Raw genomic sequence first — 21,793 nt, forward strand, 5'->3', positions numbered from 1 at the left:
ACTGGGCTCGCGCGCTGGTGCTGCGGGCCGTTCTTCCGGAAGCTCGCCGGTGATGGCCGGGTCGATGCTGGTGGGCCCAGTCTAGCGGGTGCCGCCCCGCCTCGCTGGGCCCCACCGCGTCAGCCGACGTGACCGCCCGCGAGCGCGTCCTCGTCCTCGGACTCGTGCTCGGCGTCCGCGATGTAGTGCAGCACCTTGTCCGTGGCCAGCCGAGTGTGCAGAGCCAGGTAGAAGATGCCGACGCTGACGACGGCGTTGATGAGGAACACCCACCCGAACATGGCCGGGTGCGTCTCCGGGTCGAACAGCCAGCTGATCAGGGCCATGAGGATGAACCACGGGACGACCCAGACGGCGCCCGCGACGAACTCCAGCGGGGGCTTCCGGCGGCGGTCCCCGACCAACTGGAAGATCACCAGCAGGATGTAGCCGAGCAGGATGGTGATGAAGAGCTTGGCGTTGGTCGACCAGCCACCCCAGTAGACGATCATGTTGGCGCTGTAGAAGCCGAGCAGCGGGATGGTGTCGCCGAACGGCAGGCGGAAGGGCCGCTCGCGCTCGGGCATCGAGCGCCGCAGTGCGGCCGCGACCAGCGGGCCGGAGCCGAACGAGATGACGGTGGCGCTCGTGATGAAACCGACCAGCTGCTGCCAGCTCGGGAACGGCAGGAACAGGATCAGCCCGACGACGAAGGTGACGACGAGCGACCAGTACGGCACGCCCTGCTTGTTGTTCGTCGCGAGCCAGCGCGGCGAGTTGCCGTTGCGGCCCATCGCGTAGGAGACGCGCGAGGCGATGGTCGTGTACACCAGGCCGGTGTCGGCCGGGGAGATCACGGCGTCGGCATACAGCAGGATCGCGAGCCAGGTCAGCCCCGCGAGGCTCGACAGGGCGGCCAGCGGGCCGAAGTCGTCGTTGAAGGTCAGCTTGGCCCAGCTGCCGGAGCGGTCCAGCAGGCCGCCCGGCACGGCCACGGTGAAGGCGACCTGGAGCAGCGCGTAGATGATGGCGGTGATGCCGACCGAGCCGATGATGGCCAGCGGGATGTTGCGCTTGGGGTTGTCCGTCTCCCCCGCCAGCTCCACACCCTGCCGGAAGCCGAGGTAGGAGAACGTGATGCCCGCCGTCGAGATGGCGGTGAACACCGCGGCCGGGCCGTTCGGGGCGAAGCCGTGCGAGGTGAAGTTGGCCGGCGAACCCATCGTCGTCGTGCCGAGGGCGGTGATCAGGAAGACGGCGATCACCAGGATGATGACGGCGAGCTTCCACCACACGAGCACGTTGTTGATCTGGGTGAACAGCCGCACGCCGTAGTAGTTGATGGCCACGAAGATCGCCATCAGGATCACGGCCAGCACGAGGCCCAGACCGGTGAGGGTGTGCACCGTCGTGCCGTTGACGACGTGCGGGGTGGTGAACGGCGCGTACTTCGTGGCGTACGTCAGGGCGCCCTCGACCTCGATCGCCGGCACGGCCGCCGAGGAGATCCACGTGATGAACCCGAGCGAGTAGCTGGTGAACGAGCCCCACACCAGGTGCGGGTAGCGCACGACGCCGCCGGAGATGGGGAACATGGGGCCGATCTCGGCGTAGCACAGGCCGATGAGCATGATCATCAAGCCGGCCACGAGCCAGGAGAAGATCGCCGACGGCCCGGCGATGACCGAGGCGTTGAACGCCCCGAACAGCCAGCCCGACCCGATGATGGAACCGATCCCCGCGAACAGCAGGCCGATCGGGCCGACGTGTCGCTTCAGCTTGGTGTTGCCGTCGCCGCGCAGCTGGCTGTCTGTCGTTGCCATCGCGCTCCTTCCGAACCTGTCAGACGTCTCCACCTCGCAACGGATCGCCAGGCAGCTTATTAGGCAACCTTACTGAAGACGCGGGCAGTCAAAGTGCCCTCGATCACGCCAGGCGTCGATAGCGGGTGAGCGCGGTGTAGTCCTTCGCGGGCCCGGTGACGTCCCACGTCTCGGACCACGCGTCGTCGTCCTCGACGGTCAGCGTGCTCAGGTAGGTGTCCGGGGCGCACGGGTGGACGCCGTCCGCGTGGCCGTCGCTCAGGTCGAGGTGGAGGTACTCGCGGCCGTCGGCGAACCGGAGCAGCACCCGCGCTCCGCCCTCGTCGTGCCAGGTCAGCTGCCGCTGCACGGGAGCGGGCGGCTGGCCGTCACCGGCGAGCTCGCCGGTCTCCTCGTAGGCGAGGACGCCGTCGACGTCCGTCGTGCGGAACAGCGCCGTGCCGGTCACCGTGTAGGCGCGGCCCGCGCGGCGGTCGTCGAGCCGGCGCTCCATCGACCAGCGGCCGACGAACCAGGCCAGGGTCCCGTTCACGGGCCGGTACCGACTTCCGGGCGGCTCGGTCCGGTCGGGCTCGGCCGGGCGGCACTCGGCTGGTCGGCTGCGCGGGACGTGGTCACCGCGTCAGCGTAGCGATCGGCGTCGCCCGCGCGCAGCAGGATGCCGAGGCCGCCGTCGAAGGTCGTCGTGTGGAAGCGCGGGCCGCGGGCTGCCTCGACGAAGCCGAGGGCCCGGTGCAGGGCGAGGGAGGCGGTGTTGCGGGCGTTGACCACGCACCAGGCGACGTTCGCGCGCTCGCGGACCCACGCCATGCGGCGGAGGGTGAGGGCGGTGCCGATGCCGCGCCGGCGCCAGTCCTCCGCCACGGTGACGCCGCCGAGATAGTGCCCCGCGGGGGCGGGCGGGTCGTCATCGCACCACCGGTGCGTCTTGGCCCAGCCGACGACCTCGCCATCGGCCGACGTGGCCACCAGCACCACCCGGTCGGGATCGGTCAGGGCCTTCTCGACGGAGTCGAGCGAGCCGCCGCGCAGGAGTGTCCCGACCGACGGGAGGTCCTCGGGCTCGGCGTGGCGGATCATCATCGCTCCAGTGTCGTCCACGGCTCGTCATCCGCCACGCCTCGCAAGCACACGGCGCACGGTCACCACTGCCGCGTCGGGGTCGGCGAGCACCCACCGTGCCGGGATCCGCACGGTCGGGATACCGAGCTCCATCAAAGCGTTCCAGCGACGGCGGTCCTCCTCGAACTCGACCGGACCGGAGTGGAAGGCACGGCCGTCGATCTCGCAGACCAGCCCGTCGACCATTCCGTCGACATGGCCGACCCCCTCGATGAAGACTTGAGGGCGCATGGTCAGACCGGCGTCCTCGAGGGCGAGCCGGGCGAGCGTCTCGGGCAGCGACTGACCGGTGGCGCGGATGCGCGAGATCGACGCCCGGATGCGCCGGTCGCGTTGGCCCGGAAACGCAGCGACGAGGTCGTCGACGGTGATGCGGTGCTGGACGACCGCGCTCTCGGCCGCGACGATCGCCTCCCGCGGCGGTGCACACCGGAAGGCGGTGACCAGCGCGTCGAGCACACCGGCGACCTGCTCGTGCGGATCACGGACGCCACGATGCACGACCGCCCCGCGGATGGGCGGTCCGTCGGCGCGGAGGACATGGGGCGGGAAGGGCTGGTGCCAGACCCACAGGCCATGGGCGTGGCATGCGGACAGACACGTCAGCGTGGTGAAGCGCCGGGCCGCGTGCACCACGTCGCGTTCGGCAGAGGGCGCCGCATACACACCGCGAGCGCACCGCATCAACGTCCCGGCGTCGATCAGTCGCCGCAGTTCCCGAGGACCCACGCCGAGGGATCGCAGATCGCGCGCCCTGATCACACCCCAGTGCCGTGCCAGGTGGATCTCCAGGGCTCCCATGCCGCGAGCCTGCCCGCTCAGGGCTCGGGACGGGTCGTGTGGGCATCTGGGTGTGAACAGGTGCGCTCGGTGGAGGGAGAAGCGGCGTCGAGCGATGCAACCGCTACAGCGAGTGATGCGCACGTGACTGGAGTGGTGGATTTCAGTCACGTCCGCCCCTTCCGTCACACTCGCGGTAGCCGTTGCACCGGGCACTCGGGACACCGGGCACCGACCCGGGCCCGTCGGCTCCTCCTGCCGGACACCGCCACCGTGCGGCCGGTCACGGGTCTCCGTGCACGGCCGCCCGCACCGCCGACCGAGGGGCGGTGCATCGGCTACTCCGAGTGATGCCCGTGTGACTGGTGTGACGGCGAACCGGTCGCAGCCGCCTCTCCGGTCCCACTCGGTGTAGCCGATGCACCGGAGTCCCTCGCGCCACCCACGCGGCCGGACGGGGCCGTCGCGCATGGAACAATCGAGACCATGGCTGAACTCCGTGAGGGCATAGACGCGCCCGCAACCGTTTCCGTGCCCGACAAGCCCGCCCTCGAGGGTCTCGAGGAGAAGCACGCCGCCCGGTGGCGGCAGCACGGCACCTACCGGTTCGCCGAGGGCTCCACCCGCGAACAGGTGTACTCGATCGACACCCCGCCGCCGACCGCCTCGGGCTCCCTGCACGTCGGGCACATGTTCTCGTACACGCAGACCGACGTGCTCGCCCGCTATCAGCGGATGCAGGGCAAGAACGTGTTCTACCCGATGGGCTGGGACGACAACGGCCTGCCCACCGAGCGGCGCGTGCAGAACTACTTCGGCGTCCGGTGCGACCCGTCGCTGCCCTACGACGCGTCCTTCCAGCCGCCCGCCACTCCCCCGAAGAACGAGCGCGACTTCGTCGCCGTCTCCCGCCGCACCTTCATCGAGCTGTGCGAGCGCCTCGCGGTCGAGGACGAGAAGGTCTTCGAGGACCTCTTCACCCGGCTGGGCCTCTCGGTGGACTGGACCCGCACGTACCGCACCATCGACGACACCTCCCGTGCCGTCTCCCAGCGCGCCTTCCTGGCCAACCTCGCCTCCGGCTCCGCCTACCTGGCCGAGGCCCCGACCCTGTGGGACGTCACGTTCCGCACCGCCGTCGCGCAGGCCGAACTCGAGGACCGCGAACGCCCCGGCGCGTACCACCGGATCGCCTTCCACCGCACGGACGGCTCCGGCCCGGTCTACATCGAGTCGACGCGGCCCGAGCTGATCCCGGCGTGCGTCGCGCTGGTGGCCCACCCCGACGACGAGCGATACCAGCCGCTGTTCGGCCAGACCGTGACCTCTCCCCTGTTCGGCGTCGAGGTGCCGATCGTCGCCCACGAGCTGGCCAAGCCGGACAAGGGCTCCGGCATCGCCATGATCTGCACCTTCGGCGACCTGACCGACGTCACCTGGTGGCGCGAACTGGACCTGCCGACCCGGCCGATCGTCGGGCGCGACGGCCGGATCATCGCCGACACCCCCGAGTGGATCACCACCGACGCCGGCCGCGAGGCCTACGCCCAGGTGGCGACCAAGACGACGTTCAGCGCGCGCGAGGCGATCGCGCAGCAGCTGGCCGAGTCCGGTGACCTGGACGGCGAACCGCGAGCCATCACCCACCCGGTGAACTTCTACGAGAAGGGCGACAAGCCGCTCGAGGTCGTCACCAGCCGCCAGTGGTACATCCGCAACGGCGGCCGCGACGCCGACCGACGGGCGCGGCTGATCGCGCGCGGCCGGGAGCTCGAGTGGCACCCGGCGTTCATGCGGGCGCGGTACGAGAACTGGATCGACGGCCTCAACGGTGACTGGCTGGTCTCCCGGCAGCGCTACTTCGGCGTGCCGATCCCCGTCTGGTACCGCCTCGACGAGGCCGGCGACCCGGACTACGAGCACCCGATCCTGCCCGAGGACGCCGCGCTGCCGGTGGACCCGGTGGCCGAGACCGCGCCCGGTTTCGAGGAATCCGCGCGGGACCAGCCGGGCGGCTTCACCGGCGACCCGGACGTGCTGGACACGTGGGCGACGTCGTCGCTGACGCCGCAGATCGTCGGCGGCTGGAGCCGGGACGAGGACCTCTTCGCCACGGTGTTCCCGTTCGACCTGCGCCCGCAGGGCCACGACATCATCCGCACCTGGCTGTTCTCCTCCGTCGTGCGGGCCGACGCCCTCAACGACGCCGCACCGTGGAAGCACGCCGCGCTCTCGGGCTGGATCCTGGACCCGGACCGCAAGAAGATGTCCAAGTCCAAGGGCAACGTCGTCGTCCCGACCGACGTGCTGGACCAGTTCGGCTCCGACGCCGTGCGCTACTGGGCGGCCTCGGCGCGCCTGGGCGGTGACACGGCCTACGACATCGGCCAGATGAAGATCGGCCGGCGCCTGGCGATCAAGCTGCTCAACGCCTCCAAGTTCGTGCTCAATCTCGGCGCCACCGAGGAGTCCGTGCTCGACGACGACAATGCCCACCTGCTCACGCAACCGCTCGACGCCGCGCTGCTCGCGTCCCTGGACGCCGTCATCACGCAGGCGACCGAGGCGTTCGCGGCCTACGACTACGCGCGTGCGCTGCAGATCACCGAGACGTTCTTCTGGACCTTCACGGACGACTACGTCGAGCTGATCAAGGACCGTGCCTACGGGACCATGGGCGAGGCCGAACAGGCCTCCGTGCTCGCCGCGCTGGCCACGACCCTGGACGCGCTGCTGCGCCTGTTCGCACCGTTCATCCCGTTCGCCACCGAGGAGGTCTGGTCCTGGTGGCGCGGCGGCTCCGTGCACCGGGCGGCGTGGCCGACCGCGAGCGGGTTCGACGGCGACACCGGCATCCTGCCCACGCTCGGCATCGCACTCTCGGGCGTCCGCAAGGCCAAGTCCGAGGCGAAGGTCAAGCAGCGCACCGAGGTGCTCTCCGCGTCGATCTCCGGCACGGAGGCGGCCATCGAACGGCTCCGCGCGGGGCTGGGCGACCTCAAGGCCGCGGGCAACGTCAGTGACCTGACGCTCACCGTCGCCGACGGCGTCAACGGCACCGAGCTCACCGTCGACGACATCGTCCTTGCCCCGAGCGAGAACATCGCCGGCTGACACCGGACACGCGAGAGGGCGCCGTCATCCGGATCGGATGACGGCGCCCTCTTCTCGTTCCCTCCGAAACGGGGTCAGGATGCCTGCGGGTCCTCGGTGCGGGAGCGCTTGAGCTCGAAGAACCCGGGGAACCCGGCGAGGGTGACCGTGGCGTCCCAGAGGGTGCCGGCCTCCTCGCCGCGCGGGATCCGGGTGATCACCGGGCCGAAGAACGCGGTGCCGTTGAACGCGACCACGGGGGTGCCGACGTCCTGGCCGACCCGGTTGATGCCGTCCTCGTGGCTCGCGCGCAGCTGCTCGTCGTAGACCTCCTGCGTGGCGTAGTCGGCCAGGTCCGCGGGCAGGCCGGCGTCGTCGAGCGCGAGGCGGATCGCCTCGGTGTAGTCCTCCACCTTGTTCACGTGCAGCTGCGTGCCGAGGGCGTCGTAGAGGCGCTTGACGGCGTCCTGCCCGTGCTGCTCGCCGGCGGCGGTGACGACGCGGACCGGGCCCCAGCCGCGCTCGAGCATCTCGCGGTAGTTCTCGGGCAGGTCGTCCTTGTTCTCGTTGAGCACGGACAGGCTCATGACGTGCCACGTGACGGTGATGTCCCGGACCTGCTGGACCTCCTCGAGCCAGCGGGACGTGGCCCACGCGAAGGGGCAGATCGGGTCGAACCAGAAGTCGGCGGTGTTCGTGGTGGCCTCAGCCATGGGTGGATCTCCTTCGGGTCGGGAAAGGACTGCGGAATCAGCCGAACTGCGGCGCCTCGGTGCGGGAGCGCTTGAGCTCGAAGAATGCGGGGTAGCCGGCGAGCGTGACGGTGGCGTCCCAGAGGGCGCCGGCGTCCTCGCCCTGCGGGACCCGGGTGATCACGGGGCCGAAGAAGGCGGTGCCGTTGATGGCGACGACGGGGGTGCCGACGTCCTGGCCGACCCGGTCGATGCCGTCCTCGTGGCTGGCACGGATCGCGGCGTCGTACTGGTCGGACTCCCCCGCCTTCGCGAGCTCAGCCGGGAGGCCGGCCTCGGCGAGGGCTTTGACGATGACGTCGGGCAGGTCGTGGTTGTCCCGGAGGTGGATCTGCGTACCCATGGCGTCGTAGAGCGCCTTGACCGCGTCCTCGCCGTGCTGCTCGCGGGCGGCGACGATGACGCGCAGCGGGGCGAGCTCGTCGGTGCGGCCGTAGTGGTGGTTCTCCGGGGTGTTCTCGTTGAGGATCACCAGGCTCATCGGGTGCCAGCGGATCGTCAGGTCGCGCACCGTCGCGACCTCGAGGATCCAGCGCGACGTCTGCCATGCGAAGGGGCAGAGGGGGTCGAACCAGAAGTCGGCGGTCCCCGTCTCGGTGGCGGTCTCGGTCACGGTCATCTCCTCGTCGAACGGGTACGGCCCGCCGGGTGACCCGGCTGCGGCGCCTCTGATCAGACCGCAACCGGCCCGGCGGGCCAAATCTTCCCGTCACACGCGTCAACGCCGTTCCTGGTCCACCGCCCCCTCGTGCTCGGCGCGCCGGACCGCGTCGTCGTGCGCATCCATCCGCTCGGCGAGCCCGACCGTCGATCGGGCACCCTCGAACGCCAGGTCGGCCTCGGCCGGGCGGCGCCGCTTCCACCACCACACGGCGATCGGCAGGCAGAGCACCGCGACGATGAGCACGTAGCAGATCACCGCGACCGGCTCGCTGACCAGCCCGGCCGGGTCGCCCGCGGAGAGCTGCAGCGCCTGGCGCAGCGACTTCTCCGCCCGCGGCGCCAGGATGACGCCGATGATCAGTGGCAGCACGGGCAGCCCGTACCGGCGCATCACGACCCCGAGCAGGCCGAGCACCAGCAGCAGGATCAGATCGAACGTCTGCAGGTTCACCGCGAACGCCCCGAGGGTCGCGAAGAACAGGATCCCCGCATACAGGTACGGGCGCGGGATCTGCAGCAGCCGTGCCCACAGCGGGGCGAGCGGCAGGTTGATCACGAGCAGCAGCAGGTTGCCGATGAACAGCGAGGCGATCAGCCCCCACACCAGCTGCGGCTCCTCCTCGAAGAGCAGCGGCCCCGGCTGGATGCCGTAGCTGGTCAGCGCGGCGAGCATGACGGCGGCCGTCGCGTTGACAGGCAGCCCGAGCGCGAGCATCGGCGTCAGGGAGCCGGCCGCGGACGCGTTGTTGGCCGCCTCCGGCCCGGCGACGCCCTCGATGGCGCCGTGCCCGAACTCCGCCCGGTGCTTGGACAGCCGCTTCTCGGTGACGTAGGAGAGGAACGTCGGGATCTCCGCGCCGCCCGCGGGCAGGGCTCCGAAGGGGTAGCCCAGCGCGGTACCGCGCAGCCAGGGCTTCCAGGACCGCTTCCAGTCCTGCTTGCCCATCCAGGGCCGGCCGACCGGGATGGTCGTCGCCGTCGTGCGTGAGAGGTGCGCGCTGATCCACAGCGCCTCGCCGACGGCGAAGATGCCGACCGCGACGACGACGATGTCGATGCCGTCCGCGAGCAGGGGCTGCCCGAACGTGAGCCGGCGCTGGCCGGAGACGACGTCGGCGCCGATGAGACCGACGGCCAGGCCGAGCCCGAGCGAGGCGAAGCCGCGCACCTTGGAGCTGCCGAGCACCGCGGTGACGGCGACCAGGGCGAGCAGCATGATGCCGAGGTAGCTCGGGGCCCCGAGGGAGACGGCGAAGCCGACCACGAGCGGGGCGATCGCCACGAGCAGCCCGGTGCCGATCGAGCCGGCCACGAAGGAGCCGATGGCGGCGGTGGCGAGCGCCTGCGCGGCCCGGCCGGCCTTGGCCATCTTGTGGCCCTCGATCGCGGTGATCACGGTGGCGGACTCGCCGGGCGTGTTGAGCAGGATCGACGTCGTCGACCCGCCGTACATGCCGCCGTAGTAGATGCCCGCGAACATGATCAGCGCCGTCGACGCGTCCAGCCCCGAGGTGACCGGCAGCAGGAGCGCCACCGCCATGGCCGGCCCGATGCCCGGCAGCACGCCGACGGCCGTGCCGAGCACGACGCCGATCAGCGCGAACAGCAGGTTCATGGGCGTCAGCGCGTGGCCGAAGCCCTCCATCAGCAGGTTCAGGGTCTCCACGTCACAGCACCCCCGCGAGCAGGCCGGCCGGCAGGTGGATGCCGAGGCCCAGGTAGAAGCCGTAGAAGGTCGCCGTCGAGAGAACGAGCGAGATCACGATGTTCAGCAGCCAGCGCTTCGAGCCGAGGGCCCAGCAGGACCCCCAGAACATGATGGCGCCGGAGAGCACCCAGCCGAGCACGTCGATGGTGGCGACGTTGAGCAGGAAGAAACCGATCAGCAGGAGCAGGGTCTTCCAGTCGAACGCGGACGCCGGGTCGATGTCCTCGCCGGCGTCGGGCTCGGCCCGGCCGCCGCGGACCACCTGCACCGCCAGGACGACGGCGCACGCCACGAGCAGAGTGCCGACGATGATCGGCACCGCCCGGGGTCCGACCGGGTCCGCGGACGTCGTCAGCGACTCGAGGCCGGCGGCGTCGACCAGCACCACGACGCCGACGACGCCGAGCAGGGCCGCGAGGCCCAGCTCGGATCGTCCGCGCAGGCGCTCGGTGAGAGCAGAACTCACGCCAGCCCCAGCTTCTTGAGCACGTCGGCGACGTCCTGGTCCTGCTGCTTGAGGAAGGACGCGAACTCGTCACCGGTCACGAAGCCGTCGGTCCAGCCGTTGGCCTTCAGCGCGTCCTTCCAGCCCTGCGAGTCGTGCAGCTTCGTCAGGGTGTCGACCCACTTGGTGCGGGCGGCCTCGTCGATGCCCGGAGGGGCCACGATGCCGCGCCAGTTCGTGAACACGAGGTCGATGCCCGACTCCTTCAGCGTCGGCGCGTCGACGCCGTCGAGGCGCTTCGCCCCGGAGGTCGCGAGCACCCGGATCTGGCCCGACTCGATCTGCTTCATGTACTCGCCGGCACCGGAGGCGGCGACGCTGACCTTGTTGCCGAGGATGGCCGGCAGCAGGTCGCCACCGCCGTCGTAGGAGACGAAGTTGACCTTCGTCGGGTCGATGCCGACGGCCTGGGCGAGCTGCATGGGCAGCAGGTGGTCCGGACCGCCCGGCGAGGAACCACCGCCGACGGAGACCTTGGACGGGTCGGCCTTCCACGCCTTCACCAGGTCGTCGATGGTCCGGTACGGCGAGTTCTTCGGCACCATGATGGCGCCGGGCTCCTCGATGAGCTTGGCCAGCGGCGTCGTCTCGGTGAGCTTGGCCTGGGACTTGTTGGTGTAGCTCGCGCCGACGACGCCGAGCCCCATCAGCATCGACAGGTCGGCGTTGCCCTTCTCGTTGACCAGGCGGGCCAGGCCGACGGTGCCGCCGGCGCCGGCGAGGTTGTAGACCTCGGGCTGCTTCGGCGTGATCTTCTCCGAGGCCATCACCTTCGCGGCGGTGCGCGCGGTCGTGTCGTATCCGCCGCCGGCGGTGTTCGGCACCATGATGCGCAGGTCCGTGGCCGAGCCGGCGTTGCCCGCGCCAGAGGCCTGGGAACCGGAGTTGGAGGTGACGCCGCAGGCCGAGAGCAGCAGGGCGGCACCGGCGGCCGCGGCCGCGATGCGAGCGAATCGAGACGATCGCATGATCTCCCCTTCGAGATGGAATGATGAACGTGACCAGCATGACGATGCTGTGACCCGGCTCATATCTTGCGATCACAAGAAATCTTGTGGTCGTTGTGGTCACGACGGTGACCCCGACCGTGGCCGTTGCTGCCATCGTCGTCGCCGGGGCTCGGACCGCGGTCACGCCGTCGTGACCGTACCGTCCTGAGCCCCTCCCCGCCGTCCCGTTCCCGGCGTCGTCCGCGACGTCGCACCGAGAGGTCCCCTTGTCCGCCCCTGCGCCACGCCAGCGCCGCGTCTCGCTCGCCGGCCAGCTGCTCGTCCTGCAGCTGCTCGTGCTGCTCGGCGTGCTCGTGGGGGTGCTGTGGCTCTCCGTCGGCCAGTCGCTGCGCGCGTTCGAGGCCCAGGAGGGACGCCGGGCGCTCTCCGCCGCTGAGTCCCTCGCCGCGACCCCGCTGGTGCGGACGCTGCTGCCCGACGCCCAGCCCGGGGAGGGCTCGGCGCTGCCGTCCGTCCTGGAGTCGGTGCGCTCCGTCTCCGGCCTGACCGAGGCGACGTTGATCGACGAGAGGGGCGTGGTGATCGCCTCCTCCGACGCGACGCTGCGGGGGCACACCGCACCGGGGGAATTCGTCCAGGGCGACCCGCGCCGGCAGTGGACCGGGACGACGACGGTCGCCGGGCGACAGCTGCTCGTGGCCCGGGTGCCCGTCTTCGACGACCGGAGCCGGCGCGTCGGGCTCGCCGTCGCCGCCCGCGAGTACCCAGGCTGGAGCGAGCGGCTCACCGCGGCGGCCCCGGACCTGGTCCTCACCCTCACCGTCTGCTGCGTGGTGGGCCTGAGCGGCTCCTGGCTGCTCTCGCGCCGGCTCAAGCGACAGACCCTCGGCATGGAGCCCGGGGAGATCGCGGCCCTCGTCGAGCACCGGGAGGCGCTCCTGCACGGTGTCAAGGAGGGCGTCGTGGCCGTCGACCTCACCGGCCGGCTCACCGTGCTCAACGACGCCGCCCGGGACCTGCTCGGCTGGGCGACGGTGCCGCTGGGCTCTCCCGCGCGGGAGGTCGCCGGCGACGAGGCCGTCGCAGAGGCGCTGCTGGGCCAGGACGACGTGGCCGACCGGACGATGATCGTCGGCGACCGCCTGCTCGTGGCCAACCGGCGCCCCATCACCTCCCACGGCCGGGTGATCGGCAGCGTCACCACGCTGCGCGACCGCACGGAGCTGTTCGAGCTGGAGGATCAGCTCGGCGCCACCCGCACCGCCACGGGCCTGCTGCGCGCTCAGACGCACGAGTTCGCCAACCAGCTGCACACGGTCGCCGGGCTCATCCAGCTGGGCGAGACGGACGAGGCGCTCCGCTTCGTCAACGGGGTGAGCACCGAGCGGTCCCTGCTGGTGGACGCGATCACCGAGCGGATCGCGGACCCGCCCCTGGCCGCCCTGCTCATCGCCAAGTCCTCGGTCGCCGGGGAACGCGGCGTCGCGCTCGAACTCGATCCCGACGCCGGCCTCGGGCCGGTCGACGAGGAGCTCTCCCGCGACCTCATCACCGTGGCCGGCAACCTCATCGACAACGCCCTGGACGCGGCCTCCGGCACGCCGGACGCGCTCGTCAGCGTCGACGTGCAGGACGACGGCGCCCGCATCCTCGTCACGGTGCAGGACTCGGGCCCGGGCCTGGCCACCGACGACCGGCAGCGGATCTTCGAGGCCGGCTTCAGCACGAAAGCCTCGGACGCGGCGGGCGGCCGCGGTTTCGGCCTCTCCCTCACCCGGTACGTGTGCCGCCGGCGCGGTGGCGACGTACACGTGACCACCGTCGACGGCGCGGTCTTCACGGCCGTCCTGCGCCGCGGTCCCGACGTCGAACCGGGCGCCCTCCGAACTCCAGCCCGAACATCGGTCGGCCGGACGACCGCCCCGACGACCGCGCTCACATCCGCACCCGAGAGGAGCACCCGCCTCGATGTATGACGTCCTGGTGGTCGACGACGACTTCATGGTGGCGCGCATCCACGCCGGCTTCGTGGCGGAGAACCCCGGGTTCCGGGTGTGCGGCGTCGCGCACTCCACCGCGGAGGCGCTGACACTGGCCCGGCAGCACTCCCCCGACCTCGTGCTCCTCGACATCCACCTGCCCGACGGCAACGGCCTGGACCTGCTGCAGCGGCTGCGGGACGACCAGCCCGACGTCGACGCGATCGTCATCACCGCCGCCCGCGAGCAGGCGACCGTGGTCCGCGCCCGGCGCGGCGGCGTCACCAGCTACCTGATGAAGCCGTTCCAGCGGGAGGACCTCAGCCGCCGGCTCGCCCAGTACCGGGACCAGGCAGGGGCGGAGCACGGCGCCGCGGCCGATCAGAGCGTCGTGGACCGTCTGTTCGGTGATGCGCCCGCGGCGCGCCCGGTGCCGCGCAAGGGGCTGAGCGACGAGACCCTGCAGGCTGTCGAGCAGGCCCTGCGTACCGCCGACGTCGACCTCTCGGCCACGGACACCGCCGAACGGGTGGGCATCTCCCGCGTCAGCGCACGCCGGTACCTCGAGCACCTCGTGGAGGACGGCAGCGCGACGGTCCAGTTGAAGTACGGCGCCGGCCGGCCCGAACGCCGCTACGCGTGGACGCCGGGCCGCTGATCCCGGCGTCCTTCGAGAACGGTCAGAGAACGACCGAGCCGGCCGGAATCCACGGGTCCGGCCGGCTCGGGCGATGACCGAGTCGATGTTCCGCCTCAGCGCTTCCTCGGCGTCGGGGTGAAGGTGTCGCGACCCTGCTTGTGGTTGATGACGACGCCCTTGAACAGCTTGTCCTGCCAGGCCTGGTTCCAGCCGCTCGTGCTGTCGAACAGCGGGGAGAGCCAGAACAGCACGCCCGTGATGCCGCTCGTGAGCGTGGACGTGCCCCACATCAGCAGGCCGCGCAGGAAGGTCGGCCCCCAACCGAGCGGCTGACCCGTCTCCTGGTGCACGAGGCGCAGTCCGAAGATCGCGTTGCCGATGGACTTGCCGCGGGTCGCCAGCCACCACCACAGGATGACGCCCACGATGAGGAACAGCACGAGCATGATGGCCAGCGACCCGATGACGCTGCCGACGAGGGCGTTGGCCTGGTCCTGGGTGAGCCGGGTCCGGGTGCTGGTGCCGTACTCGTCGTACGTGCGGGACGACGCACTGCTCGGCAGGCTGCCCAGCGTCGTGAACAGCGGGATGAAGGAGAGCAGACCGAGGACGCCGAAGACGACCGAGAGGATGAGGTTGTCGACGAAACCGGCACCGATCTGCAGGCCACCGCTGGTCGGCCGGGCTCCCTCGACGCCGGGGTACGGGTTGCGGGCGAGGTAGCCGCCCTGCGGGTAGCCGTACCCGGGACCCGGCTGCTGGCCCGGATAGCCGCCCGGCTGCTGGCCCCAGGCCGGGGCGCCGGCCGGCTGGCTCTGCGGGCCGCCCGGACCGTAGCCGGGCTGCTGGCCATAGCCGGGCTGGCCCTGACCGTAGCTGGGCTGCTGGCCGTAGCCGGGCTGCTGGCCATAGCCGGGCTGGCCCTGACCGTAGCTGGGCTGCTGACCGTAGCCGGGCTGCTGATTCGGGTCGGCCTGGTGGCGGCCGGGCTGGTCCCACCCGTCCCCGGTGTCCTGCTGGCCGGACGACGGCGTCTGCTCGGGCTGCCCCTGCCCGGACTCGGTGGGCCTGCGCCACGGGTCGTTGGCGTCCCCGTTGGTCGGCGTGCTCATGGTGTCCCCTCTGGTCGGCGGTCATGCCGCACGTGGCGTGCGGTGATGATCGATCGCCCGCGCTCCGGAACGGCGCGTCGGACGAGGCCAGCCTAGCGAGGCGGCAGCACGATGAGCGGAATGGTGCCGCTCGAGAGCGGCAGCGGGACGATCGGGCCGGGAACGGCCGGCGTCAGGCGGACTTGCGGCGCTTGGTCGCCGAGTGCGGCACGAGCGTCGGCTCGGCCTTCTTCTGCACGACGTCGGCGGTGATGACCGCGCTGGCGATGTCCTCGCGACTGGGCAGGTCGAACATGACCGGCAGGAGGATCTCCTCCATGATCGCCCGCAGGCCGCGCGCCCCGGTGCCGCGCTCGAGCGCGAGGTCCGCGATGGCCTCCAGGGCGCCGTCCTCGACCACGAGCTCCACACCGTCGAGCTGGAACATCTTCTGGTACTGCTTGATCAGCGCGTTCTTGGGCTCGGTGAGGATCTGGATCAGGGCCGGCTTGTCCAGGCTGGACACCGTCGTGATGACCGGCAGGCGGCCGATGAACTCCGGGATCAGCCCGAACTTGAGCAGGTCCTCCGGCATGACGTCCGCGAAGGCGTCCGGCTTGGCGGTGATCTCCTGCAGCGGGGCGCCGAAGCCGATGCCCTTGCGGCCGGAGCGGTTGCCGATGATGTCCTCGAGCCCCGCGAAGGCGCCGGCCACGATGAACAGGACGTTCGTCGTGTCGATCTGGATGAACTCCTGGTGCGGGTGCTTCCGGCCGCCCTGCGGCGGGACGGAGGCGACCGTGCCCTCGAGGATCTTCAGCAGCGCCTGCTGCACGCCTTCACCGGAGACGTCCCGGGTGATGGACGGGTTCTCGCTCTTGCGCGAGATCTTGTCGATCTCGTCGATGTAGATGATGCCCTGCTCGGCCTTCTTGACGTCGTAGTCGGCGGCCTGGATGAGCTTGAGCAGGATGTTCTCGACGTCCTCGCCGACGTAGCCCGCCTCGGTCAGCGCGGTGGCATCCGCGGCGGCGAACGGGACGTTCAGCCGCTTGGCCAGGGTCTGCGCGAGGTAGGTCTTGCCGCAGCCGGTGGGGCCGATCAGCAGGATGTTGGACTTGGCGATGTCCACGTCCTCGGCGGACTCCCCGAACCGCGAGGCGCTACCGGACTGGATGCGCTTGTAGTGGTTGTAGACGGCGACGGCGAGGGAGCGCTTCGCGGGCTCCTGGCCGATGACGTACTCCTGCAGGAAGTCGAAGATCTCCTTCGGCTTCGGCAGTTCGAAGCTGCCCAGGTCCGCGACCTCGGCCAGCTCCTCCTCGATGATCTCGTTGCACAGCTCGATGCACTCGTCGCAGATGTAGACGCCCGGGCCGGCGATCAGCTTGCGGACCTGCTTCTGGCTCTTGCCACAGAAAGAACACTTCAACAGGTCTGTGCTCTCACCGATGCGAGCCATGTGCGTCGAACCCTTCACCCTGATGCAATGGACTGCTGCCGCGCCTGCGCACGACCGGAACCGTCCGCGAGGCGGACGGGGAACGGGGACCGGAGTGCCGACAGCTGGTTCAAGCTTAGGGCACGCCACCCACCGTCGTGGAACAGGCCGCGCCCGCGTCGTCCTCGACGACGCGGGCGCCCCTGTGGACGGGCGGTCGGCAAGTCGGCCGACCGACACCTGGTGCTGAGGATCAGGTGTTGATCTTCGGCTTGTGGACCTTGCGCGAGGTCAGCACCTCGTCGACCAGGCCGTACTCCTTGGCCTGCTCGGCGGTGAGGATCTTGTCGCGCTCGATGTCGACGTTGACCTGCTCGGAGGTGCGGTTGCTGTGCAGGGCCAGCGTGTCCTCCAGCCAGGTGCGCATCCGCATGACCTCGTTGGCCTGGATCTCCAGGTCCGAGGCCTGGCCACCCTCGCCACCGGCCAGCGCGGGCTGGTGGATGAGGACGCGGGCGTTCGGCAGCGCGAGGCGCTTGCCGGGCGTGCCCGCGGCGAGCAGGACGGCGGCGGCGCTGGCCGCCTGGCCCAGGCACACGGTCTGGATCTCGGGCCGCACGAACTGCATCGTGTCGTAGATGGCCGTCATCGCGGTGAAGGACCCACCCGGGGAGTTGATGTAGAGGGTGATGTCCCGCTCCGGGTCGGTGGCCTCCAGCACGAGCAGCTGGGCCATGATGTCGTCGGCCGAGGCGTCGTCCACCTGCACGCCGAGGAAGATGATGCGGTCCTCGAACAGCTTGGTGTACGGGTCCTGGCGCTTGAAGCCGTAGGGCGTGCGCTCCTCGAACTGGGGCAGCACGTACCGGCTGGTCGGCAGGTTGCCGGCCATGGAACCGAAGGTGTAGCTCATGGGTCTCTCCTGTGGTCTGCGTCCGCTGGGCTGATCGGTCGGTGCCCGGTCAGCGGTCGGCGTCGTCCGTGTCGCTGTCCTGATCGGTGCCGCCGCCGCCGGCGACGGTGGCCGCGTGCGCGGCGATGTGGTCGAAGAAGCCGTAGTCGAGGGCCTCCTGCGCGGAGAACCACTTGTCGCGGTCGTTGTCGATGAGGATCTGCTCGACGGTCTGACCGGTCTGCTCGGCCGTCAGCTCCGCCATCGTGCGCTTCATGTTCAGGATCAGCTCGGCCTGGATCTTGATGTCCGAGGCGGTGCCGCCGATGCCGCCCGAGGGCTGGTGCATCAGGATGCGCGCGTGCGGGGTGGCGTAGCGCTTGCCCTTGGTCCCGGAGGAGAGCAGGAACTGGCCCATCGATGCGGCCAGGCCGGTCGCGACGGTGACGACGTCGTTCGGGATGAACTTCATCGTGTCGTAGATGGCCATGCCCGCCGTGACGGAGCCGCCCGGGGAGTTGATGTACAGGAAGATGTCCTTGACCGGGTCCTCCGCGGAGAGCAGCAGGAGCTGCGAGCAGATGAGGTTCGCGTTGTCGTCGCGGACCTCGGAGCCGAGCCAGATGATGCGCTCACGCAGGAGCCGGTTGTAGATGAAGTCGTCCCGGCCGGCGACGTCCTGCGTCGCCATGCTGGGGGTGCTGTTCTCGCTGCTCACGGTTGCCTCACCTCTCAGGTTCTGTCGTGGGTCTGTACAGGACACTAATGCGTTCGCCGGTCCCGTCCTTCCGCCGATGCGCACTGTTCGCTGACGGCGCAGGTTGGCGGCCGGGCGCCCGCGACGGTCGCCCGGACCGCTCCCCCGGCGGCTCTTTTCCGCTCGGCTCGACGGTGGACGCACAGGAGCCGCCCGGCCTGAGCGGCCGGACGGCTCCGTGGTGGTGCTGATGATGCTGCGCCTCTGAACTGCGCCATGCCGGCCCGGAGGTGTTCCGGACCGGCAGACGCATCAGTTCTCGGCGTCGGCCTCCGCGACGGGCTTCTTCGCGGCGGGCTTGCGCGTGGTCTTCTTCGCGGCGGGCTTCTCCGCAGCGTCGTCGGCGGCGTCGTCCGCCTTGGCCGCGGCCGTCTTCTTGGCGGCGGGCTTGCGGGCCGGCTTCGCGTCGGCCTTCTCGTCCGCTTCGGCGTCGTCGGACTTCTTGGCCGCCGGCTTCCGGGTGCGCGTGGCCGGCTTCTTCGCGGGCTTCTCCTCGGCCGCCTCGTCCTGGCCCACCGTGGTCTCGGTGGTGCTGGACTCGGTCGTGGTGTCCACGCCGTCGGCCTCGACCGTGGCACCCTCGGCGGGGTCGGTCGCGGCGTCGGCGGCGTCACCGGCGTCGATGGTCTCCCCCGCACCGGCGGGACGGACGAACGCGCTCAGGTCGACGCCGGCCCCGTTGGTGTCGGTGACCTTCGCCTTCTCGAGGACGACGGCGAGAGCCTTGCGGCGGCGGACCTCACCGATCATCATCGGCACCTGGCCGCCCTGGTCCAGCATCTGCGCGAACTGGTTCGGGTCCATGCCGTACTGGCCGGCGGTGGTGACGATGTACTCGATGAGCTCGGCCTGCTCGACGCCGACCTCTTCCTTCTCGGCGATGGCGTCGAGGACGACCTCGTTCTTGAAGGCCTCCTCGGTGTTCTTCGCGACCTCGGCCCGGTGCTCCTCGGTGTCGTGGTCCGCGTCGGCGTTCTGCGAGAAGTGCTGCTCGACCTGCTCGGAGACGAGGCTGGCCGGGACCGGGACCTCGACGAGCTCGAGCAGCTTCTCCAGGACCTTGTCGCGGGCCTGGACGCCCTGCTCGGCGAGCTTGTTCTCGCCGGCCTTGCCCTTGAGGTCCTCCTTGAGCTCGTCGATGGTGTCGAACTCGCTCGCCAGCTGGGCGAACTCGTCGTCGGCCTCGGGCAGCTCGCGGTCCTTGACGGCGGTCAGGACCACCTTGACCTGGGCGTCCTCACCGGCGTGGTCGCCACCGGCCAGCTTGGTCGCGAAGACGGTCTCCTCGCCGGCGGACAGGCCGGTCAGGGCCTCGTCCATGCCGTCGAGCATGGTGCCGGCACCGATCTGGTAGGACAGGCCCTGCGCCGCGTCGACCTGCTCGTCGTCGACGGTCGCCGTCAGGTCGATCGTGACGAAGTCGCCGTCGGCGGCCGGGCGGTCCGCGGTGACAAGGGTGCCGAAGCGGCCGCGCAGCTCGTCGAGGGCGGTGGTGACGTCGTCGTCGGCGATCTGCGTCGCGTCGACGGTGACCTCGATGCCCTCGTAGTCGGGCAGCTCGATCTCGGGCATGACGTCGACCTCGACCTGGAACTTCAGGTCACCGGCGGTCGCAGACGGGTCGGGCACCTCGGTGATCTCGACCTCGGGGCGGCTCAGCGGACGGAGCTCGGCCTCCTGGATGGCCTGCTGGTACCAGCCGTTGAGGCCCTCGTTGATCGCGGTCTCGATGACGTAGCCGCGGCCGACGCGCTGGTCGATGAGCCGGTTCGGGACCTTGCCCTTGCGGAAGCCCGGGACCTGGATCTGGCCGGAGATGGTCTTGTACGCCTCGTCGATGCTGGGCTTCAGCTCCTCGGAGGGGACCTCGACGGTGAGCTTGACGCGGGTCGGGTCGAGTTTCTCGACGGCACTCTTCACTGGACGTGTACTCCTGAACGTGTTGGGGCAGGGACGAGCGGGCGTGACCGGGCTGAGCGGATCCGCCCGCGCCGAGCCACGTGTCGGGGCGACAGGACTCGAACCTGCGATCTCCTGCTCCCAAAGCAGGCGCGCTAGCCACTACGCTACGCCCCGTAAGGCATCGGCCAGTCTACGGGCAAGGGTTGCCGGGGCGCACATCGGCGGGTTCCGTCGGCCACGTCGGACGGTTCGGTCACGGCCCGAGGTGGCATTTTGCCGGGCCGGTTCCCCGTATGCTGTAGTGGTGGAAACGGCCCGATCAGGCCGTCCCCGGGGATGTAGCTCAATGGTAGAGCCTCAGTCTTCCAAACTGATTACGCGGGTTCGATTCCCGTCATCCCCTCCGACCACGACCCCGTCCGGTACCCGGCGGGGTCGTCCTGCGTCCGGGGCCTTCTACTTCTTCCTTCGCCGGTTCAGGTAGCCGAACGTCAGCGCAAGCGCCGCGAACACCAGGAAGAGCCCGATCGTCAGCGGTGTCGCCGGGGTGCTACCCGTCGTGGCGGGCGCCGGGACAGCGGACAACGCGTCGACCACGACGAGAACGAACGGTACGGACATCGGTGCTCCTGACCTGCGGCGACGGCTGGCCCAGTATGGCGCCGTCATTCCGCTCGATGTCAACCGTCGAGGCTGGCACCGTCGTTCAGTGCTGGCAGCCCGGGCACCAGTAGAGGTTGCGGCCGGCCATGACGGCGGTGGCGATGGTCGTGCCGCAGTGCGGGCACGCCTCGCCGGTGTGCTTGTAGACGAAGCGCGTCGCCTCGTCCGGGATGTCGGCGGCGTCGGTGTCGAGCGTGAGCTCCTCGCGGGCGACGGGGTGATGCGGGTCCCGCTGGGTCGTGACGATGCGGCCGAGGCGCACGCCGTCGTGCATGAGGAAGACGGCGTCCGCCCACAGGTCGGCGGCCTCCTGCTCGGTGATGCTCTTCCCCAGGCGGTACGGATCGATACCGGCACGCCAGAGCAGCTCGGCGCGGTAGACGTTGCCGATGCCCGAGACGACGGCCTGATCCATGAGCAGCTGACCGCAGGCGACGCCGCGGCGGCGCAGGAGGCGGGAGAACGAGGCGCCGTCGTCCTGGCGCTCGTCGTCACCGGCCTGGCGCAGGGGGTCCGGGCCGGCGGCCTCGCGCAGGGCCTGCACGTCCTCGGCCGTGATGACCTCGCACGCGGTGGGGCCGCGCAGGTCTGCCCAGCCGTGGTCGCTGACCAGCCGCACCCGCACGGCGCCGACCGGCGCGGGCGGACCGGTGTACTCGGCGTCCTCCCCCACCTCGGTGCCGTTCTCCGCCTCCCCCATCCGTCGCGGTGCCCCGATGCTGGACGCGCCGACGAAGGACGCGTCGCCGCCGAAGCTGAAGGCGCCGTAGAGGCCCAGGTGGATGCGCAGCACGCGGTGGCCGTCGGCGTCGTCCGCACGGCTTCCGCCCGCCGGGCTGTTCGTCGTGCGGCCGGCGCCTTCGCCGTCGAACCGGACGAGCAGCTGCTTGCCGACCGCCTCGGCGCGCGTCAGGACGTGCCCGTCGAGCAGCTCCGCACCGGCGGCGAAGCGACCCTGCGGGCTGGACACACGCACACGCTGGCCGCCGAAGACGTCGGTCAGCTGCCGGGCGAGCCGGTGGATGGAGTGACCCTCGGGCATCGGGGTGCTAC

General features: G+C 70.5%; 19 protein-coding genes and 2 tRNA genes. 4 read left to right on the forward strand and 17 right to left on the reverse strand.

Going from position 1 to position 21,793, the window contains the following annotated elements:
• Positions 1-119: 119 nt before the first annotated feature.
• From V6N00_RS04845 to V6N00_RS04860, 4 genes are all read right to left on the reverse strand, one after another.
• Positions 120-1,802, reverse strand: coding sequence for an APC family permease (locus V6N00_RS04845; RefSeq protein ID WP_334230956.1), 1,683 nt, complete (start codon positions 1,800-1,802; stop codon positions 120-122).
• 103 nt (positions 1,803-1,905) lie between these two features.
• A complete protein-coding gene (locus tag V6N00_RS04850; protein WP_334230957.1) occupies positions 1,906-2,334 on the reverse strand; it encodes a DUF6314 family protein in 429 nt (142 codons plus the stop codon).
• Positions 2,331-2,903 (reverse strand): GNAT family N-acetyltransferase, encoded by a 573-nt coding sequence (locus V6N00_RS04855; RefSeq protein WP_334230958.1) that lies wholly within the window; start codon positions 2,901-2,903, stop codon positions 2,331-2,333. The genes V6N00_RS04850 and V6N00_RS04855 overlap by 4 nt, the downstream gene beginning before the upstream one ends.
• A 6-nt stretch (positions 2,904-2,909) precedes the next feature.
• Entirely contained in the window at positions 2,910-3,893 is a 984-nt protein-coding gene (locus V6N00_RS04860) for a type IV toxin-antitoxin system AbiEi family antitoxin domain-containing protein (protein WP_334230959.1), read from the reverse strand.
• A 297-nt stretch (positions 3,894-4,190) separates the two neighbouring features.
• Here V6N00_RS04860 and valS point away from each other — a divergent pair, with 297 nt between their 5' ends.
• Positions 4,191-6,818 (forward strand): valine--tRNA ligase, encoded by a 2,628-nt coding sequence (gene valS, locus V6N00_RS04865; RefSeq protein WP_334230960.1) that lies wholly within the window; start codon positions 4,191-4,193, stop codon positions 6,816-6,818.
• Between the two features lie 74 nt (positions 6,819-6,892).
• Here the strand turns inward: valS and V6N00_RS04870 are convergent, their stop codons facing one another.
• The 5 genes from V6N00_RS04870 to V6N00_RS04890 all read right to left on the reverse strand — a co-directional run bounded on the left by V6N00_RS04870 (position 6,893) and on the right by V6N00_RS04890 (position 11,393).
• Positions 6,893-7,510, reverse strand: a complete 618-nt coding sequence (locus V6N00_RS04870) for a mycothiol-dependent nitroreductase Rv2466c family protein (RefSeq protein ID WP_334230961.1) — start codon at positions 7,508-7,510, stop codon at positions 6,893-6,895.
• 37 nt (positions 7,511-7,547) lie between these two features.
• Complete coding sequence (locus V6N00_RS04875) at positions 7,548-8,162, reverse strand: mycothiol-dependent nitroreductase Rv2466c family protein (protein WP_334230962.1); 615 nt, start codon at positions 8,160-8,162, stop codon at positions 7,548-7,550.
• Positions 8,163-8,267: 105 nt separating this feature from the next.
• Positions 8,268-9,857 (reverse strand): tripartite tricarboxylate transporter permease, encoded by a 1,590-nt coding sequence (locus V6N00_RS04880; RefSeq protein ID WP_416385039.1) that lies wholly within the window; start codon positions 9,855-9,857, stop codon positions 8,268-8,270.
• A 22-nt stretch (positions 9,858-9,879) separates the two neighbouring features.
• Positions 9,880-10,386 (reverse strand): tripartite tricarboxylate transporter TctB family protein, encoded by a 507-nt coding sequence (locus V6N00_RS04885; RefSeq protein WP_334230964.1) that lies wholly within the window; start codon positions 10,384-10,386, stop codon positions 9,880-9,882.
• A complete protein-coding gene (locus V6N00_RS04890) occupies positions 10,383-11,393 on the reverse strand; it encodes a Bug family tripartite tricarboxylate transporter substrate binding protein (RefSeq protein ID WP_334230965.1) in 1,011 nt (336 codons plus the stop codon). Before V6N00_RS04890 ends, V6N00_RS04885 begins: the two co-directional genes overlap by 4 nt.
• 248 nt (positions 11,394-11,641) lie before the next feature.
• On the opposite strand from V6N00_RS04890, the gene V6N00_RS04895 reads away from it, so the two are divergent.
• Together V6N00_RS04895 and V6N00_RS04900 are read left to right on the forward strand one after the other, a co-directional pair.
• On the forward strand, positions 11,642-13,351 hold the full coding sequence (locus V6N00_RS04895) for a sensor histidine kinase (RefSeq protein ID WP_334230966.1): 1,710 nt from the start codon (positions 11,642-11,644) through the stop codon (positions 13,349-13,351).
• Complete coding sequence (locus V6N00_RS04900) at positions 13,344-14,012, forward strand: response regulator (RefSeq protein ID WP_334230967.1); 669 nt, start codon at positions 13,344-13,346, stop codon at positions 14,010-14,012. Before V6N00_RS04895 ends, V6N00_RS04900 begins: the two co-directional genes overlap by 8 nt.
• Positions 14,013-14,107: 95 nt before the next feature.
• Here V6N00_RS04900 and V6N00_RS04905 read toward each other — a convergent pair whose 3' ends face one another.
• The 6 genes from V6N00_RS04905 to V6N00_RS04930 form a co-directional block, all read right to left on the reverse strand.
• Positions 14,108-15,106, reverse strand: a complete 999-nt coding sequence (locus V6N00_RS04905) for an RDD family protein (RefSeq protein ID WP_334230968.1) — start codon at positions 15,104-15,106, stop codon at positions 14,108-14,110.
• Between the two features lie 172 nt (positions 15,107-15,278).
• Positions 15,279-16,547 carry an ATP-dependent Clp protease ATP-binding subunit ClpX gene (gene clpX / locus V6N00_RS04910; protein WP_334230969.1) on the reverse strand — a complete coding sequence of 423 codons (1,269 nt, stop codon included), beginning with the start codon at positions 16,545-16,547 and terminating at the stop codon, positions 15,279-15,281.
• A gap of 232 nt (positions 16,548-16,779) precedes the next feature.
• Positions 16,780-17,439: an ATP-dependent Clp protease proteolytic subunit gene (locus V6N00_RS04915; RefSeq protein ID WP_334230970.1), complete on the reverse strand. Its 660-nt coding sequence runs from the start codon at positions 17,437-17,439 to the stop codon at positions 16,780-16,782.
• 49 nt (positions 17,440-17,488) lie between these two features.
• Positions 17,489-18,136, reverse strand: coding sequence for a ClpP family protease (locus V6N00_RS04920; protein WP_334230971.1), 648 nt, complete (start codon positions 18,134-18,136; stop codon positions 17,489-17,491).
• Between the two features lie 291 nt (positions 18,137-18,427).
• Positions 18,428-20,095, reverse strand: a complete 1,668-nt coding sequence (gene tig / locus V6N00_RS04925) for a trigger factor (protein ID WP_334230972.1) — start codon at positions 20,093-20,095, stop codon at positions 18,428-18,430.
• An 83-nt stretch (positions 20,096-20,178) separates the two neighbouring features.
• Positions 20,179-20,251 (reverse strand) — tRNA-Pro (locus tag V6N00_RS04930).
• 158 nt (positions 20,252-20,409) lie between these two features.
• Here V6N00_RS04930 and V6N00_RS04935 point away from each other — a divergent pair.
• Positions 20,410-20,480 (forward strand) — tRNA-Gly (locus V6N00_RS04935).
• Positions 20,481-20,533: 53 nt separating this feature from the next.
• Here the strand turns inward: V6N00_RS04935 and V6N00_RS04940 are convergent.
• Both V6N00_RS04940 and V6N00_RS04945 read right to left on the reverse strand, forming a co-directional pair.
• A complete protein-coding gene (locus tag V6N00_RS04940) occupies positions 20,534-20,698 on the reverse strand; it encodes an LPXTG cell wall anchor domain-containing protein (RefSeq protein ID WP_334230973.1) in 165 nt (54 codons plus the stop codon).
• Between the two features lie 85 nt (positions 20,699-20,783).
• Positions 20,784-21,782: an Fpg/Nei family DNA glycosylase gene (locus tag V6N00_RS04945; protein WP_334230974.1), complete on the reverse strand. Its 999-nt coding sequence runs from the start codon at positions 21,780-21,782 to the stop codon at positions 20,784-20,786.
• Positions 21,783-21,793 lie beyond the last annotated feature (11 nt).

This window comes from Tersicoccus mangrovi (assembly GCF_036881825.1).
In the GTDB taxonomy this organism is placed as follows: domain Bacteria; phylum Actinomycetota; class Actinomycetes; order Actinomycetales; family Micrococcaceae; genus Tersicoccus; species Tersicoccus mangrovi.